Source organism: Tissierella pigra, assembly GCF_018917845.1.
Taxonomy (GTDB): Bacteria; Bacillota; Clostridia; order Tissierellales; family Tissierellaceae; genus Tissierella; species Tissierella pigra.
Genome location: NZ_JAHLPJ010000001.1, coordinates 1,574,881 through 1,592,178, shown reverse-complemented (window position 1 = coordinate 1,592,178; position 17,298 = coordinate 1,574,881). Strand labels below are relative to the sequence as shown.

General features: G+C 36.0%; 12 protein-coding genes and 3 rRNA genes. 3 read left to right on the top strand and 12 right to left on the bottom strand.

Annotation, left to right across the window (positions count from 1 at the left end; genetic code table 11):
* Positions 1 to 60: 60 nt before the first annotated feature.
* The 6 genes from KQI41_RS19385 to KQI41_RS07740 all read right to left on the bottom strand — a co-directional run bounded on the left by KQI41_RS19385 (position 61) and on the right by KQI41_RS07740 (position 4,546).
* A complete protein-coding gene (locus KQI41_RS19385) occupies positions 61 to 204 on the bottom strand; it encodes an IS3 family transposase (protein WP_425335887.1) in 144 nt (47 codons plus the stop codon).
* Positions 205 to 222: 18 nt separating this feature from the next.
* Entirely contained in the window at positions 223 to 1,011 is a 789-nt protein-coding gene (istB, locus tag KQI41_RS07760) for an IS21-like element helper ATPase IstB (RefSeq protein ID WP_216584825.1), read from the bottom strand.
* Positions 1,004 to 2,239, bottom strand: coding sequence for an IS21 family transposase (gene istA, locus KQI41_RS07755; protein WP_216584826.1), 1,236 nt, complete (start codon positions 2,237 to 2,239; stop codon positions 1,004 to 1,006). The genes istB and istA overlap by 8 nt, the downstream gene beginning before the upstream one ends.
* A 50-nt stretch (positions 2,240 to 2,289) precedes the next feature.
* Positions 2,290 to 3,114 carry an IS3 family transposase gene (locus KQI41_RS07750; protein ID WP_342366211.1) on the bottom strand — a complete coding sequence of 275 codons (825 nt, stop codon included), beginning with the start codon at positions 3,112 to 3,114 and terminating at the stop codon, positions 2,290 to 2,292.
* Between the two features lie 20 nt (positions 3,115 to 3,134).
* Complete coding sequence (locus tag KQI41_RS07745; protein ID WP_216585121.1) at positions 3,135 to 3,818, bottom strand: helix-turn-helix domain-containing protein; 684 nt, start codon at positions 3,816 to 3,818, stop codon at positions 3,135 to 3,137.
* A 251-nt stretch (positions 3,819 to 4,069) separates the two neighbouring features.
* Positions 4,070 to 4,546: a metal-dependent transcriptional regulator gene (locus KQI41_RS07740; RefSeq protein ID WP_154443120.1), complete on the bottom strand. Its 477-nt coding sequence runs from the start codon at positions 4,544 to 4,546 to the stop codon at positions 4,070 to 4,072.
* A gap of 124 nt (positions 4,547 to 4,670) precedes the next feature.
* Between KQI41_RS07740 and KQI41_RS07735 the strand changes: the two genes are divergently transcribed.
* On the top strand, positions 4,671 to 4,910 hold the full coding sequence (locus KQI41_RS07735) for a FeoA family protein (RefSeq protein ID WP_154443119.1): 240 nt from the start codon (positions 4,671 to 4,673) through the stop codon (positions 4,908 to 4,910).
* 19 nt (positions 4,911 to 4,929) lie between these two features.
* Positions 4,930 to 7,065 carry a ferrous iron transport protein B gene (feoB, locus tag KQI41_RS07730; protein WP_216585120.1) on the top strand — a complete coding sequence of 712 codons (2,136 nt, stop codon included), beginning with the start codon at positions 4,930 to 4,932 and terminating at the stop codon, positions 7,063 to 7,065.
* Positions 7,066 to 7,459: 394 nt separating this feature from the next.
* Here feoB and rrf read toward each other — a convergent pair.
* The 3 genes from rrf to KQI41_RS07715 form a co-directional block, all read right to left on the bottom strand.
* Positions 7,460 to 7,576: ribosomal RNA gene (gene rrf / locus KQI41_RS07725) — 5S ribosomal RNA — on the bottom strand.
* 112 nt (positions 7,577 to 7,688) lie between these two features.
* Positions 7,689 to 10,582: ribosomal RNA gene (locus KQI41_RS07720) — 23S ribosomal RNA — on the bottom strand.
* Positions 10,583 to 10,671: 89 nt separating this feature from the next.
* A 16S ribosomal RNA gene (locus tag KQI41_RS07715) occupies positions 10,672 to 12,201 on the bottom strand.
* Together the 16S, 23S and 5S rRNA genes form the textbook arrangement of a ribosomal RNA operon.
* Before the next feature lie 486 nt (positions 12,202 to 12,687).
* Between KQI41_RS07715 and KQI41_RS07710 the strand changes: the two genes are divergently transcribed.
* A complete protein-coding gene (locus KQI41_RS07710) occupies positions 12,688 to 14,253 on the top strand; it encodes an FAD-dependent oxidoreductase (protein WP_216585119.1) in 1,566 nt (521 codons plus the stop codon).
* Between the two features lie 34 nt (positions 14,254 to 14,287).
* On the opposite strand, the gene KQI41_RS07705 is transcribed toward KQI41_RS07710, so the two are convergent.
* Genes KQI41_RS07705 through KQI41_RS07695 form a run of 3 tightly spaced genes read right to left on the bottom strand, consistent with a single transcriptional unit; the run spans position 14,288 to position 17,214 of the window.
* Positions 14,288 to 15,244 carry an acyl-CoA dehydratase activase gene (locus KQI41_RS07705; protein ID WP_216585118.1) on the bottom strand — a complete coding sequence of 319 codons (957 nt, stop codon included), beginning with the start codon at positions 15,242 to 15,244 and terminating at the stop codon, positions 14,288 to 14,290.
* A complete protein-coding gene (locus KQI41_RS07700) occupies positions 15,225 to 16,322 on the bottom strand; it encodes a 2-hydroxyglutaryl-CoA dehydratase (RefSeq protein ID WP_216585117.1) in 1,098 nt (365 codons plus the stop codon). Before KQI41_RS07700 ends, KQI41_RS07705 begins: the two co-directional genes overlap by 20 nt.
* A 1-nt stretch (position 16,323) precedes the next feature.
* The gene (locus tag KQI41_RS07695) at positions 16,324 to 17,214 is read right to left on the bottom strand and encodes an acyl-CoA dehydratase activase-related protein (protein WP_154439697.1); all 891 of its coding nucleotides are present in this window, start codon (positions 17,212 to 17,214) and stop codon (positions 16,324 to 16,326) included.
* Positions 17,215 to 17,298: the final 84 nt, after the last annotated feature.

Below are 17,298 nucleotides of genomic sequence, written 5' to 3'. Positions count from 1 at the left end.
GTGGAAATAATAAAAAACTTTGTGCGCCAATCATTAAATTATGATTGGCGTAATTTTATTCTATGCGACTAAATCTAAAAGATAACATCTGTATTCTAGTGGACTCATGCACTTTAATCGCTTCTGATATCTATGATTATTGTAATAATTTATATATTCTATAACAGCTGTCAACGACAATCTAATTCTACATAAAAAAGTCATTTAAAAAGTGCAGAGAATTTATTTATTTAAAAGAGTATTTGTGATTTCTTTTCTAGAAGACATATACTCTTTTCTATCTTTTAATCTGTATGATTCTCCTTTAATATTAACTACCGTTGCGTGATGAAGTATTCTATCTAAAATAGCAGCCGCTATTGTATTATCTGAAAATACTTCACCCCACTGTGAAAATGACTTATTTGAAGTAAATATAGTTGAACACTTTTCATATCTTTTAGCTATTAGTTGGAAGAATAGGTTAGCCCCTTGAATATCCATAGGAAGATACCCTATTTCATCTATTATCAATAGCTTGTACTTAGCGTAATGTTTGAGTTTCTTTTGAAGTTGGTTTTCAAAGTGTGCCTTATTTAGTTCTGATATTAAGTCCTGACAACTAATATAATATGTTAAATGCCTATTCTTAGCTGCTGTGATACCTAATCCTATAGCTAAATGGGTCTTACCAACTCCAGGTGGTCCTAAGAACACCACATTTTCAGCATTATGCACAAACCTTAATGTAGATAATTCTTCAACTAATCGTTTATCAACTGAAGGTTGAAATTCAAATTCAAAGTCTTCCAAGGTTTTTCTATATGGAAAACCTGCTACATTTACCTGTATTTCTGAAGCTCTTGTGTCTTTAAATTTAGTTTCTTGATCTAAAAGATAGTCTAGTATATCTACTATATTGGTTTCTTCTTTTAAGGCTATTTCCAAATAGTTATCTATTATTTCATTTATTTTTGTTAGTTTTAGCTTTTCTAAGTTATTTTTAATTCTCTCATAAGCTACATTACTCACTTTTTCCCTCCTCATAAATTTCATCATATGTTGATAAATCTCTATCTTCTACATCAAAAGAGGGATTAACATTTGTTTTAATCAATGTATTTTTACCATATCTTTTTGGAGATACTATACCTATAGATTCATAATGCTCTTTTAAGACTATTAGTTTATTCCTATCAAAGCATGTGCTATGAGTTGATATTAATGAGCTATTATGATAAATTTTAACTAAGTTGTCTGTAGAGAATACTGAAACTTCTTTTCCTATATATTCTGGTGGGACAGAATATTTATTACCCTTAAAGGAAATCAAGCAGTCTTTCTCTACTTTTCTTTTTTCTTCAATACTTAAAACATATTCTCGATCGAATTTATTTAACTTTTCTTTTTGCAGCATTTCATAAGGAATTTTATTTGTAGTTCCGTGGACCTTTCTATTTATCTTTTCACACCAGGAGAGAGCTTCATTATTTAAATCTATTAGGTTAACAAATTTAATACCAGTAAAGAAGTTATCCCTTACATATCTGACTGTTCTTTCAATTTTACCCTTAGTCTGGCCTCGGTAAGGCCTACATAGTATAGGTTTTATTCCGTAAAATCCTGCAAAGTCCTCAAATAATGGATTTAACTTAGAATCTTCTTGCTTTATCATTCTTTTTACAACAACTTGCTTCATGTTGTCATAGAGTATATGCTCTGGATATCCATTAAAATATCTAAAAGCATTATTATGACATCTTATTAGAGTTTCTGTGCTCATCTCTGTAACAAATTCTATATATCGCATTCTCGAGTACCCTAAAATCATTAAAAAACAATACAGTTTATGTTCTCTTCCTAGTTCATCCATGAATGTTCCAAAATGAGCCCAATCAACTTGACCCTGTTTCCCAGGTAAAGTTTCGAATCTGACTGTAGCTTTTGTATTTAGCTCTTTCTTTTTAGTTCTAACATAGTTTTTAACTATACCAATTTTACCATCAAACCCTTGATCAGTTATTATTTCTAATATCCTTACAGCACTATATGGGGCTTCCTCTAGTAACTCATCTATCATAGGTTTAAAGTCATCTAACTTAGAAGGTTTATCTTTAGTTAATGTATATTTTGGCGTCTCAATAGCTGCTGCATACTTTTTAGCTGTTCTCCAATTGATATTATATTTTCTTGATATTTCTGAAATGGATAGCCCCTTAAGATAATCATTTCTTATATCCATCCAAAGTTCTCCTTTCATATTCACACCACCTATTATTTTTTATTCTTTAGGTAGTGTTCCCTCTTTGATTAAGAACTCTGTACTTTTTGATTACCTTTTATCTGTATTTTATCATTGTCCTTTACAACAGCAGACTCTAACTCGGTATATGTGTTAAACTTTTTAAGATAGTACATTTCTGACTTTAACATTCCCCAAAATGCTTCCATAGGTCCATTATCAATGCATCTTGATACTCTGGACATGCTTTGTATCATACCTGCTTCATCCAACTTCTTTTTAAATGTCTTACTTGTATATTGGTAACCTCTATCGCTATGAAAGATTGGACTACTGTTTGGATATTTAGAATGAGCTATATCAAAGGTATCAAATACCAATTTGTTATTATTTGAATGTCCTAATACAAAAGACACAATACTTTTATCCGCAAGATCCAATATTGCACTAAGGTATGCTTTACCTCCAGACCCATACTTCATCTCTGTTACATCTGTGAGCCATTTTTCTCCAAATTGATTCGATTTAAAGTCTCGATTAAGTATATTATCAGCTGTAATTTCAGGAGTTGATTTAATGTAATTTTTCCTCTTTTTACGGCATACTGATTTTAGCTTTAATATATCCATTAGACGATAAATTCTTTTATGATTGACTTTTAGGTTATGCTCACGATTAAGTTTTAATGTCATTTGTCTATAGCCTAGTATTCCATTTCTTTCCTCATAGGCATCTTTAATTAATGGGATTAGTTCTTTATTAAATTTCTCATTAATCTTTTCTTTTCTATTAAGCCATTTGTAGTAAGATGATCTTTGTATTCCAGCCAATTTACATAATTCTGTTACCGGATATTTTTTAGTATCATGTAAATCACGTATTGCTAGATATATATTTTCATGTCTTACCTGACTTAGTATCGACCCCTTTCTAACTCTTCCAGCTTTTTTAGAAAATCAAGTTCCATCTGCTTTCTTTTATTTTCTGCCCGCAATAATTTATTCTCTGCTTTTAATTTCTCTAGCTCGGACATTTCTTCTACAGATTTTCTTTTACCACGTCTATCCTGAAGAGCTTCAACTCCATCCTTTTCATATTTTGTCACCCATGAATAGACCTGCTGATATGATACTTGGAAATGTTGTGCTGTTTCAGCATAGTTATTTTGATGCTCTATACAATATTTTACTATTTCAATTCGTTCTTCATAAGTTGTCTTACGTCCTTTAGTCATGATTGCTATTCCTCCCGTTCCAGAAGATTTTAGTTCCTCATGACTATTATACTTTAAAATCCAGTTTCGTAACTGTTTAGTTGACTTAATTCCATATTTTTTACATATATCAGATAATGACCCTTTTCCATCAAGATAGTCTCTCACAGCCATATTTTTAACCTCTTCTGAATAAATGGTATTTTTAGAGGTGTTATTTAAGCCATCAATACCCAATGATTCATAATTACGGATCCACCTCTTTAAAGTATTATTGCTAACACCAATTAGTTTTGCTGCATGATTGACGGAATCGTCTCCCCTTATACATCTATGAATATATTCAAGTTTTTCATCTATTGTGAAGCTACTTTTTCTTCCCATAAAAAATACTCCTCCTTACAGTAAACAGTTTTATTATTTTAACTGTCTACTACAAGGGGAGCATATCATACCATGACTTTCAAGGTTTTTTAATATAAACAATACCTTTCTTTTTGGTACAATTAAATTATCTAGTAAAATTGCCCAAAGGAAAGGTATGTAATTATAGACTAAATTTTACCATATTTAGCTTTATACAGTCAATTTAAACAGCTATCAATTATTGATGAAGAATTATTACCTTACCATCTTCATTTTTCCAAATTTGCTTCCCTATAATTAATATATCTCTCTAATATATCTCTGTTATCATAAAAGAAATTATATAAAATTTCTATATTTTCAATTGTACTAGTTGAAATATAATGTTCTATCATCTCTGTCTGTAATAGAGTATTGTCTTCACATCCTATGAAATATAAAAATTGTTCTATAATATTATGTCTATTTAATAAAAATTCTCCTTCTTTCTTTCCTTCTTCAGTTAAAGTTACAATTCCATATTTCTCATAATCAACTAAGCCTAGTTCCCAAAGTTTTTTTACCATTTTTGAAGCAGAAGAATCTCTTACATTTAATAGTTTTGCCAATGTATTTATACGAATATACGATTCTACTAAAGTATTTCTGTATATCATTTCAAGATAGTCTTCTAAAGCTGGAGTAAGATTGGCTTTATTATGTCTTTTTAATTCGTATCCCCTTACAGTCCAAAAATTACTATCCAATTTATCACCCCCACATTAAAATAATATATTTTATTTATATATATGAGTAACACTTACAAAGTATTTTCATATTTTGATATAGGGAAAGTTTTCCCGCGGCTAAATTTTTTTGGGAGGTTTTAATATGATTGATAACTATATATCTCTTAGTTCATTATCAATAGGTGAAAAATGTAAAGTTAAGAAATTAACTTCTGAAGGTTTAATAAGAAGAAGAATGCTAGACTTAGGAATAATAGATAATACTATAATTGAACCTTTACATCAGAGTCCTTCCGGTGATCCTGTTGCTTACTCCATAAGGGGAGCCGTAATTGCTCTTCGTTCTGAGTTAGCAGCTATGATTTTAGTAGAAAAACTTTAATAAGGAGGTTAGGGAATGTATGTCAAAGGGAATAGGAAGTTTTGAAGCAGAACTAAAAATAGAAAAATTAACACCTGATGATAAAATTATTGCTTTAGGTGGAAACCCTAATGTTGGAAAATCTACAGTCTTTAATAACTTAACTGGATTAAATCAGCATACTGGCAATTGGCCTGGTAAAACCGTTACAAATGCCCATGGAATGTACTCATACAATAATAAAAACTTCATATTAGTAGATATTCCTGGGACTTATTCTTTAATGGCAAACTCTGTCGAGGAAGAAGTGGCTAGAGATTTCATATGTTTTGGTAATCCAGATACTACAGTCATCGTTGTAGATGCCACTTGTCTAGAAAGAAATTTAAATCTTGTATTACAATCTCTTGAAATTACTTCAAAGGTTGTAGTATGTGTAAATCTTATGGATGAGGCAAAAAGGAAAAATATAAATATAGATTTAGATAAATTATCTGATGAACTTGGGGTGCCAGTAGTAGGGACTAGTGCTATTACAGGCAATGGATTAGAAACTTTAATGGATCAGATTTACAATGTATCTGTAAATAAACTTAATTTAAATCCTATTAAAATTAAATACCAAAAGGAGATAGAAAAAGCAATTACTGAAGTTGATACAGTCCTTAATCTATTAATTGATAATAGTCTTAATTCTAGATGGATTTCACTAAAATTAATAGAAGGAGACTCAACTTTAATAAATTCAATAAATAAACATATCGGATTTAATTTAAATGAACATAGAGAATTGATGGAAAAAGTCCATAATACAATAGATTATCTAAATACCTTAGGAATGGATCAAGAGGTTTTTCGTGATAAGGTTGTTAGCCGACTTGTAAATATTGCCGAAGATATTAGTAGTAAAGTCGTTTCTTTCCAAAATACAAATTATAATGATTTTGATAGAAAAATAGATAAATATCTTACTTCAAAAACATTTGGAATCCCACTTATGATTTTTCTTCTTTCCATAGTATTTTGGATTACAATTACTGGTGCTAATGTTCCTTCTGAATTACTTGCCAAAGGCTTTTTTTGGATAGAAAATAAATTAACCATATTTTTCAATTGGTTAGGCACTCCTAAGTGGATTCATGGAGTATTAGTACTAGGAGTTTATCGTACACTAGCGTGGGTAGTATCTGTAATGTTACCACCTATGGCAATATTTTTTCCATTGTTTACATTATTGGAAGACTTAGGATATTTACCTAGAGTGGCCTTTAATCTTGATAATTTCTTCAAAAAATCCCGTGCTTGTGGTAAACAGGCACTTACTATGTGTATGGGATTCGGATGTAATGCAGCAGGTGTAATTGGTTGTAGAATAATAGATTCCCCAAGAGAACGATTAATAGCTATTATTACAAATAATTTTGTACCATGTAATGGAAGATTTCCTATATTAATAGCTATTATATCTATGTTCTTCGCTGGAGTTATAGATGGTCCTTTAAGTTCTGTTGTATTAACTCTTATTCTCACTGGAGTCATAATACTAGGTATTTTTATGACTTTAGTATCATCTAAACTGTTATCTAAAACTATATTAAAGGGAATCCCTTCAAATTTCACATTGGAATTACCACCATACAGAAAACCACAAGTAGGTAAAATCATAGTTCGGTCTATATTTGACAGAACGTTGTTTGTTCTTGGTCGTGCTGTGGCTGTGGCTATTCCTGCAGGATTGATTATATGGATAATGGCTAATGTATTTATTAATGATATTAGTATACTCAATTATTCTGCTAGTTTTCTTAATCCTTTTGCAAAATTGATTGGATTAGATGGTTATATTCTCATGGCATTTATTTTAGGTTTTCCTGCAAATGAAATAGTTATTCCAATTATAATTATGAGTTATATGGCTACAGGTTCTTTAATTGAATTAGATAGCTTAGTGCAATTGAAAGAGCTTCTTATAGTAAATGGCTGGACTTGGTTAACAGCTATAAATGTTATGCTATTCTCCCTTATGCACTGGCCTTGTGCAACTACTTGTTTAACCATAAAGAAAGAAACTCAAAGTTTTAAATGGACCTTTATTTCTTTTATGCTTCCAACTTTATTTGGTATTATAACTTGTTTTATAGTTACTAGTTTTGTAAAATTACTAGGATTGATATAAATGAGTGTATACCTTATACTAATTACGAGACTGCGATATTTTGTAATATGTACTTTCGCAGTTTCGCAACTCAAATCTATTTGCTCGTTACACTCGTATAGATTTGGTTCTCGTTGCCTTTTTGTCCAATGAGTGTAACGAATTGTAGACAAAACGGACAGCGTAGGTGCGTTTGACCTACCAGAACTCTCTTCGTTCGTTAGATTGAGCTGTTTGACACAGTGACCACGCAGTCTCGCATCACAAATCTATTCACTCGCTACGCTCATGTAGATTTGGTGCTCATTGCGTTTGACCTACCATCGATTTGCAAAATACACAAATCGGGTTAGGTCATAAAAAAAAGAAAGCCCTACTACGACCAACGTAATAGAGCCTTCTATATATATATGTAGCCCGGCAACTTCCTACTCTCCCAGGTCGTTTCCAACCAAGTACCATCGGCGTTAAGATGCTTAACTTCTGTGTTCGGTATGGGTACAGGTGTGTCCATCTTGCTATCGTCACCAGACGAAAACTATTAAATGCAATATACACAGTTTCGTAACTCAAATCTATTAGATTTGGTACTCATTGCGTTTGACCTACATCAACTCAACAAAGTTTCATTGTGTTAGGTCATAAAGGTCAAGTCCTCGACTTATTAGTATCTCTTAGCTTAAAGTATTACTACTCTTACACCTGAGACCTATCTACCAAGTGGTCTTCTTGGAGTCTTATCTTTAAAAGTGGGAAATCTTATCTTGAGGGGGGCTTCGTGCTTAGATGCCTTCAGCACTTATCCCTTCCAGACTTAGCTACTCAGCCGTGCCATTGGCATGACAACTGATACACCAGCGGTCTGTCCATCCCGGTCCTCTCGTACTAAGGACAGCTCCTCTCAAATTTCCTACGCCCACGACGGATAGGGACCGAACTGTCTCACGACGTTCTGAACCCAGCTCGCGTGCCTCTTTAATGGGCGAACAGCCCAACCCTTGGGACCTACTCCAGCCCCAGGATGAGACGAGCCGACATCGAGGTGCCAAACCTCCCCGTCGATGTGGACTCTTGGGGGAGATAAGCCTGTTATCCCCGGGGTAGCTTTTATCCGTTGAGCGATGGCCCTTCCACTCGGAACCACCGGATCACTAAGTCCAACTTTCGTTTCTGCTCCACTTGTTGGTGTCACAGTTAAGCTCCCTTTTGCCTTTACACTCTTCGCACGATTTCCGACCGTGCTGAGGGAACCTTTGAGCGCCTCCGTTACTCTTTAGGAGGCGACCGCCCCAGTCAAACTGCCCAACTGACAGTGTCCCTATACCAGATCATGGTACCAGGTTAGAATTTCAGCATTACAAGAGTGGTATCCCAAGGTTGACTCCACCAAAGCTGGCGCCCTGGCTTCAAAGCCTCCCACCTATCCTGTACATGCAATGCCAAAATCCAATGTCAGCCTGCAGTAAAGCTCCACGGGGTCTTTCCGTCCTGTCGCGGGTAATACGCATCTTCACGTATACTACAATTTCACCGGATCCATTGTTGAGACAGTGCCCAAATCGTTACACCTTTCGTGCGGGTCGGAACTTACCCGACAAGGAATTTCGCTACCTTAGGACCGTTATAGTTACGGCCGCCGTTTACTGGGGCTTAAGTTCTAAGCTTCGGTTTCCCTAACTCTTCCCCTTAACCTTCCAGCACCGGGCAGGTGTCAGCACCTATACTTCGTCTTTCGACTTAGCAGATACTTGTGTTTTTGGTAAACAGTCGCTTGGGCCTATTCACTGCGGCCAGGTTTCCCTGGCACCCCTTCTCCCTAAGTTACGGGGCTATTTTGCCGAGTTCCTTAACAATGGTTCTTCCGCTCGTCTTAGGATTCTCTCCTCGCCTACCTGTGTCGGTTTGCGGTACGGGTAGTTACTTACTCGATAGAAGCTTTTCTTGGCAGTGTGGAGTCAGCTACTTCTCTACTTGTTTTTCGATCCCCATCACTTCTCAGGATTGTTGAAACGGATTTGCCTATCTCAACTCCCTAAAAGCTTGGACGTGCTCAACCAACGGCACGCTTAGCTTATCCTCCTGCGTCACTCCATCTCTCAAACGCTTGTAACTAGTACAGGAATTTCAACCTGTTGTCCATCGCCTACGCTTTTCAGCCTCAGCTTAGGTCCCGACTTACCCTGAGTGGACGAACCTTCCTCAGGAAACCTTAGGCTTTCGACGGGTGAGATTCTCACTCACCTCTCGCTACTTATGCCAGCATTCTCTCTTGTGTGCAGTCCAGCACTCCTTTCGGTATACCTTCTACCCACACACAATGCTCCTCTACCGATTCTTTCGAATCCCACAGCTTCGGTACCAGATTTAAGCCCCGGAAATCTTCGGCGCAAGGTCTCTCGACCAGTGAGCTATTACGCACTCTTTAAATGTATGGCTGCTTCTAAGCCAACATCCTGGTTGTCTGTGAAACCTCACATCCTTTACCACTTAATCTGGATTTAGGGACCTTAGCTGGTGATCTGGGCTCTTTCCCTTTCGACTATGAAGCTTATCCCACATAGTCTGACTCCCAAGGGTATGATTATGGCATTCGGAGTTTGATAGGTTTTGGTAACGCTATGCGCCCCTAGACCATTCAGTGCTCTACCTCCATTTCACTCTTCCTTGAGGCTAGCCCTAAAGCTATTTCGAGGAGAACCAGCTATCTCCGAGTTCGATTGGCTTTTCACCCCTATCCACAGGTCATCCCATAGCTTTTAAACGCTAACGGGTTCGAGCCTCCATTGAATTTTACTTCAACTTCACTCTGCCCATGGATAGGTCACCCGGTTTCGGGTCTATGGCAGGGAACTATTTCGCCCTATTAAGACTTGGTTTCCCTACGGCTCCTGACCTTAAGTCATTAACCTTGCTCACTACCATAACTCGCTGGCCCGTTCTACAAAAAGTACGTGGTTACACTAATAATGTGCTTCCACTGCTTGTAGGCGTAGGGTTTCAGATTCTATTTCACTCCCCTTCCGGGGTTCTTTTCACCTTTCCCTCACGGTACTATTCTCTATCGGTCACCAAGGAGTATTTAGCCTTGGGAGGTGGTCCTCCCTACTTCCCACTGGATTTCTCGTGTCCCGTGGTACTCTGGATACCAGCTGGTAAACTCATCTTTCATATACCGGACTATCACCGTCTTTGGTGGGATTTTCCAATCCTCTTCTATTAGATTCATTATTCCGTTATGCTGGTCCTTAACCCCAGATAAATCTGGTTTGGGCTGTTTCCCGTTCGCTCGCCGCTACTTAGGAAATCGATTTTTCTTTCTTCTCCTCAGGGTACTTAGATGTTTCAGTTCCCCTGGTCTTCCTTCATACACCTATGTATTCAGTGCATGATACTTGAGGGTTGCTCAAGTAGGTTTCCCCATTCGGAAATCTCCGGATCGATGCATATTTGCTGCTCCCCGAAGCATATCGGTGCTTATCCCGTCCTTCATCGGCTCTTGGTGCCAAGGCATTCGCCCTACGCCCTTAATAACTTGACCTTAATTACTTATTTATATTGCATTCTTTAGTTTTCAATGTTCAGTGTAAACCTAAACAAAATCAGTGCGAGTCCTTTTGAACTCCTTAGAAAGGAGGTGATCCAGCCGCACCTTCCGATACGGCTACCTTGTTACGACTTCACCCTAGTTATTGACCCTACCTTCGACAGCTGCCTCCAAAGGTTAGCTCACTGGCTTCGGGTATTGCCAACTCCCATGGTGTGACGGGCGGTGTGTACAAGACCCGGGAACGCATTCACCGCGACATTCTGATTCACGATTACTAGCAACTCCGACTTCATGTAGGCGAGTTGCAGCCTACAATCCGAACTGGGATCGGCTTTAAGAGATTTGCTCCTTATCACTAAGTCGCTGCTCGCTGTACCGACCATTGTAGCACGTGTGTAGCCCAGGACATAAAGGGCATGATGATTTGACGTCATCCCCACCTTCCTCCGATTTGTCATCGGCAGTCCCTCTAGAGTGCTCAACTTAATGGTAGCAACTAAAGGCAAGGGTTGCGCTCGTTGCGGGACTTAACCCAACATCTCACGACACGAGCTGACGACAACCATGCACCACCTGTGTCCCCTGTACCCGAAGGTAAAGTCCTATCTCTAGGACGGTCAGGGGCATGTCAAGCCCTGGTAAGGTTCTTCGCGTTGCTTCGAATTAAACCACATGCTCCGCTGCTTGTGCGGGTCCCCGTCAATTCCTTTGAGTTTCATACTTGCGTACGTACTCCCCAGGCGGAGTGCTTAATGCGTTAGCTGCGGCACCGAGGTTTGACCCCCAACACCTAGCACTCATCGTTTACGGCGTGGACTACCAGGGTATCTAATCCTGTTCGCTCCCCACGCTTTCGTGCCTCAGCGTCAGTATAAGTCCAGAAAGTCGCCTTCGCCACTGGTATTCCTCCTAATATCTACGCATTTCACCGCTACACTAGGAATTCCACTTTCCTCTCCTTAACTCAAGCCTTTCAGTTTCAAATGCTTACCACGGTTGAGCCGTGATCTTTCACATCTGACTTAAATGGCCGCCTACGCACCCTTTACGCCCAATAAATCCGGACAACGCTTGCCCCCTACGTATTACCGCGGCTGCTGGCACGTAGTTAGCCGGGGCTTCCTCCTTGGGTACCGTCATTATCGTCCCCAAGGACAGAACTTTACGACCCGAAAGCCTTCATCGTTCACGCGGCGTCGCTGCATCAGAGTTTCCTCCATTGTGCAATATTCCCCACTGCTGCCTCCCGTAGGAGTCTGGACCGTGTCTCAGTTCCAGTGTGGCCGTTCACCCTCTCAGGCCGGCTACCCATCGCGGTCTTGGTGAGCCATTACCTCACCAACTAACTAATGGGACGCGAGACCATCTTTCACCGCTTTACGCTTTGACTTAAAAGTCATGCGACTCTTAAGTGTCATAAGGTATTAATCCCAGTTTCCCGAGGCTATCCCTTTGTGAAAGGCAGGTTTCTCACGCGTTACTCACCCGTCCGCCGCTAAGATAATCAAAGCTTCATTCCGAAGAAATCTGCTTTGAAAACTTCGCTCGACTTGCATGTGTTAGGCACGCCGCCAGCGTTCGTCCTGAGCCAGGATCAAACTCTCATTTAAAAGTCTGATTAGCTCAAATTTGCTGACTGTTATTTCATGTGTTACTTTTTATAATTCAAAGTTTCTCACACTGTTTAGTTTTCTAGGTTCATCGCAGTTTCACAACTCAAATTTATTTACTCGCTACGCTCGTATAAATTTGGTGTTCATTGCGTTTGACCTACATCAACTCGCTACGCTCATTGTGTTAGGTCATAACGTTTCCTCTCTCGAGGGAACTTTCTTATAATAACATTTTTGTTTATTACTGTCAACGGTTTTTTATAAGTTTTTTATTTTATTTCAAAACTTAATTTCCCATCAACTTTCCAGCCATTTTTGACTGGATATTTAGTATACCATGCTTTTTTATGATTTGCAAACAAATTTTTAAAAATATTCAAGGTATATTTATCCATATATGTCTCATGAACATATATGGGAATATTTTTTATCATATAGGCAGAGAATAAATATATTGAAATTTCATATATGGAGGATAATATAATGATTAATAATAAAAAGTATTTTAAAAATACACCTGCTTCCTATTGGATTCTATCTACTTCATTGGCTGAATACCCTATTTTAAATGAAGATATTGATGTAGATGTAGTCATTATAGGTGGGGGGCTAACAGGTATTCAATGTGCTTATCAACTACATAAAGAGGGGCTAAGCATTGCTGTTTTAGAAGCCAATCGTATAGGTCATGGTACCTCTGGCCATACAACAGGAAAAATCACTTCACAGCATCACCTTATTTATAATAAATTACAATCTCAAGTAGGAAAGGAACTAGCTCAACAATATGCTACTGCAAATGAAACTGCTATTCATGAGATTAAAAGAATTGCTAATGAATATAATATAGATTGTAATTATATTTCTCAATCATCTTTTATATATACTCAGCAAGATGAATATATCGAAAAAATTCATGATGAAGTTAAAGCAGCATCAGAACTAGGAATTAAAGCTTCTTACGTACAAAATGTTCCATTTTCAATACCTATTAAGGGAGCAATTAAATTTAATAACCAAGCACAGTTTCATCCTCTTAAATATTTGTATTCATTAACAAAGAATATAAATAAAAAAGGAGTTCATATATATGAACAGACCACGGCAGTGGACATTGAAGAAAATAATGATAATTACATTATTACGACTATAAATGGGAGTAAGGTAAATGCAGAGAAAGTTATTATCGCATCTCACTATCCCTTTTATAATAAGCATGGAATGTATTTTACTCGAATCTACCCATCAAGAACTTATATTACTGGAATTAAAGCAAAAGAGAAATATCCAGGTGGAATGTATATAAATGCAGAAGAGCCTTCTCGTTCAATCAGATGTGAAAATACAGAAAATGGCGAACTTATACTTATAGTAGGAGAGGGTCATAAAACTGGTCAGGGAGAAGATATGAATAAACACTATGAAGTATTAATGAATTTTGCAAATGATTTATTCACTGTGGAAGATATACCTTTTAGGTGGTCTACTCAAGATTGTATGACCTTAGATAGCATTCCCTATATAGGAAACTTTACTTCAAATACACCAAATCTTTATATCGCTACTGGTTTTCAAAAATGGGGTATGACAAACAGTACTGTTGCTTCTATCATTATTAGAGATTTAATTATAAAAGGTGAAAGTCCTTGGGCAGATGTATACAACCCGTCTCGTAAAACAATTGCAGCATCTTCAAAAAACTTTATAGTGGAAAATACCGATGTTGCAAAACACCTTTTAAAAGGAAAATTATCATCCTCAGATAATGATATTAATTTACAAAATGGAGAATCTAAGATATTTGAATTTCAGGGTAAAAGAGCAGGAGCCTATAGAGATTACCAAGGGAAACTCCATATAGTAAATACTACTTGTACCCATATGGGATGCGAATTAAATTGGAATTCCGCAGAAAGTTCCTGGGACTGTCCTTGCCATGGTTCAAGATTTTCCTATGAAGGAAAAGTATTAGAGGGACCTGCCACAAAACCTTTAAAACTTGAACATGATGTAAATACTATTGAAAAACTATTTAAAGACGATTTTTAAATGTAAAAGAAGCTTAGAAATTTCTAAGCTTCTTTTACATTACAATTTTATGACTCCATTTTCCACATCTATCTCCAAAGCAACCAATATCATTATTATTTTCATTGATTTTAACAACTTCACATCTATTTGTACAATCATTACATTCAAAGCTTGTAGATGTAAACTTACTTTCTGCAAGGTTAAACCCTTTAAATTTTGTCATACCTAATTTTTCTGCAGATTCTCTCCCAATAATTGCAGCACCTATTGAACCCATTACATTATAATGTTCTGGAACAAATACCTCATAACTTAATGCATTTTCAAAGGCTTTCTTTATTCCCTTATTAGCAGCTACTCCCCCTTGAAAAAATATCTTTGGTAGAACTTCTTTTCCTTTTCCTACATTATTGAGATAATTTCTAACTAAGGCATCACAAAGGCCTCTGATAATATCAGACTTATTATATCCTAATTGTTGTTTATGTATCATGTCAGACTCCGCAAAAACTGCACATCTTCCAGCAATCCTTACTGTAGTATTTGATTCCAGTGCATAATCACCAAATTCTTCAATTGGAATCTCAAGTCTTTCTGCTTGCCTATCAATAAATGATCCTGTACCTGCTGCACATACTGTATTCATTCCAAAATCAGATACTACTCCATTTCTCAAAATTATTATCTTTGAATCCTGTCCCCCTATTTCAATTATAGTCTTTACGTCTTTATCAATTTCAAGAGCTGCAACTGCATGGGCAGTTATTTCATTTTTTACTGCATCTGCACCTATTAGTGTAGACGCTATATGCCTACCACTTCCAGTAGTTCCAACTCCACCAATTTTCATATCATTATAATTAGCCTTTAATATTTTAAACCCATCTTGAACTGCTTTAATGGGACTTCCCTTAGTTCTTAAATATATTTTCTCTACAACATCCATTTCTTCATCTAAAAGTACAATATTTGTACTTACTGAACCTACATCAACTCCAAGATAATGCATCTACCTTTCTCCTTTCAAGCAAATCTACAAATGCTTCAATCCTAGTAACATATCCTGCCTCACCTGTCATTTCATCAACAATAAGAGACATTATGGGGAAATCTTTATCCTTTGAAATAGTTGGTAAAATTGCCTTTGATACAATTTCAGGCATACAACCCATGGGAAATATTTGAATAGCTCCATCAAATCCATTTTCATGGGCCAATACAGCCTCTCCGATACACTCTCTTCCATGACCTCCAACCCCTATGGATAAATATTCTTTTCCTGCATTTTTTATATCCAATGAATTTAATTTAACAGGGGATAATGCCATATTTTTTACCCACCAGCTAGGAGTTAATTTTTTTTGAGTTGACACCCCATAATCCATAAGCTTATCTTCTATATATAGATTTGAAAATGGTTCTATTATGGTGTATATTTCTCCAATTATGGCAATCTTCACAGGATTTTTACTTTTATCTAATTTGATATTATTTAATTCCATCTCATATTCCTTCAATACTTGTATCATTTCTTGAGGATTATTACATTTCAATGCTTCTCTTATACAACTATTTAATATTTTTTTACACTTACCTTTTTCTTCCTCGTATCCCGTAAGGTATCTAGCCTCTCCTTCTATTTTATCAATTAAATTCATAATCTTTATAGCATCAGATAAGACCTTTATTTTTTGACGTCCCGATTTATTGCTTTTTGTAGATATTCTATCGATTCGATTGAATAATTCTTTAATTCCGATATCTCCTGGAGAATCTATCAATATAAATTCTAAATCATATCCTAATTTATTCAATAGATTCATTTGCATTTCTCCGTATTCTCCAAACCTACAGGGTCCGCAGCTTCCAGGAATTATTACTGTATCTGCCCCTTTTTCGATCGCCTGTATATAATTCCCCACCATTATCTTAAAAGGTAGACATATTTCTTCTGGAGAATACAAAGACCCTATTTCTATAGCTGACTTATTACTTAAGGGAGGCATAATATAATCTATTTCAAGTCCATCAAATAACGCCTTAGCTGCTAAATATACATTTCCCAAATGTGGTGCTGTTATTTTCATCCTAGCAACTCCTTTCTAACATATCAGCAAATGCCTCTACCCTTGTATCAAGACCTGCTTCACCAGTATGTTCATCTATCTTTAATATCATGAAAGGAAATTCATCTATTTTATCTTTAATAAGTTCAACTACAACAGAATCTATACCACAGGCAAATGATGATATATATATAATTCCATTTACTTGCTTTTCCTTAGAAATATGAGATGCAAATCCATAAGAGTTTCTTGCAAAAGTCCAAAATGGTCTTTTGTATAAATCGTCAACTTCTTTATTTATTAAATCTTCACTTAGACACTCTTCAGTTATAACTCCTATACCTAATTTATTAAGTTTTTTTACTATATTCATATTTATAAAATCATCATATATATTATATGGATGTCCCACTAAGGCAATATTTAATCTATAATTCTCATCTTTTATTCCTGAATCATAACCTTTTTGCTCTATTAAAGCTCTGTTAAATGCCTTTTTAATCTTTGATTTATCTTTAGTTATAATACTCCCTGCATTTTCTGCCCAATTATAAAGTTTTCTCTTTGATATGGCGTAAATAGGTTCTGTAATTGTTTTAGGCATATCTGGAATACTATTTATAATCATTTCAGGAAGTCCGCAAAATTTTGGACATATATATTCTCTTTTTTTAACCTGCATTATTCTTGGAATTACAATAATATCACTTTTATCCCTCAATGAAAAAACGTGTCCATGAAACACCTTTATTGGAAGACAAGCTTCATCCACCGAATATTTAATACCTTCGTTTAGTATTTTTTTATTAGTGTCTTCAGAGGTAATTACTTCAGCTCCAAGTTCACTAAAAAATGTTTGTAAAAAAGGATTATATTTGTAATATAAAAGCCCTTTTGGAATTCCTACTATCATTTTATCCTCCTTATGTAAATTAATATCACATTTATGGAGTATCACCTATGTATATCAAAAATATTCCAATTTAAGCTTTTTTAT

What these genes read in the sequence shown, in the direction of transcription:
- KQI41_RS07745 (WP_216585121.1), bottom strand. Translation starts at nt 3,818, where the DNA reads ATGGGAAGAAAAAGTAGCTTCACAATAGATGAAAAACTTGAATATATT.
- KQI41_RS07700 (WP_216585117.1), bottom strand. Translation starts at nt 16,322, where the DNA reads ATGAAAATAACAGCACCACATTTGGGAAATGTATATTTAGCAGCTAAG.
- KQI41_RS07705 (WP_216585118.1), bottom strand. Translation starts at nt 15,244, where the DNA reads ATGCATTATCTTGGAGTTGATGTAGGTTCAGTAAGTACAAATATTGTA.
- KQI41_RS07695 (WP_154439697.1), bottom strand. Translation starts at nt 17,214, where the DNA reads ATGATAGTAGGAATTCCAAAAGGGCTTTTATATTACAAATATAATCCT.
- KQI41_RS07710 (WP_216585119.1), top strand. Translation starts at nt 12,688, where the DNA reads ATGATTAATAATAAAAAGTATTTTAAAAATACACCTGCTTCCTATTGG.
- feoB (WP_216585120.1), top strand. Translation starts at nt 4,930, where the DNA reads ATGTCAAAGGGAATAGGAAGTTTTGAAGCAGAACTAAAAATAGAAAAA.
- KQI41_RS19385 (WP_425335887.1), bottom strand. Translation starts at nt 204, where the DNA reads ATGACTTTTTTATGTAGAATTAGATTGTCGTTGACAGCTGTTATAGAA.
- KQI41_RS07735 (WP_154443119.1), top strand. Translation starts at nt 4,671, where the DNA reads ATGATTGATAACTATATATCTCTTAGTTCATTATCAATAGGTGAAAAA.
- istA (WP_216584826.1), bottom strand. Translation starts at nt 2,239, where the DNA reads ATGAAAGGAGAACTTTGGATGGATATAAGAAATGATTATCTTAAGGGG.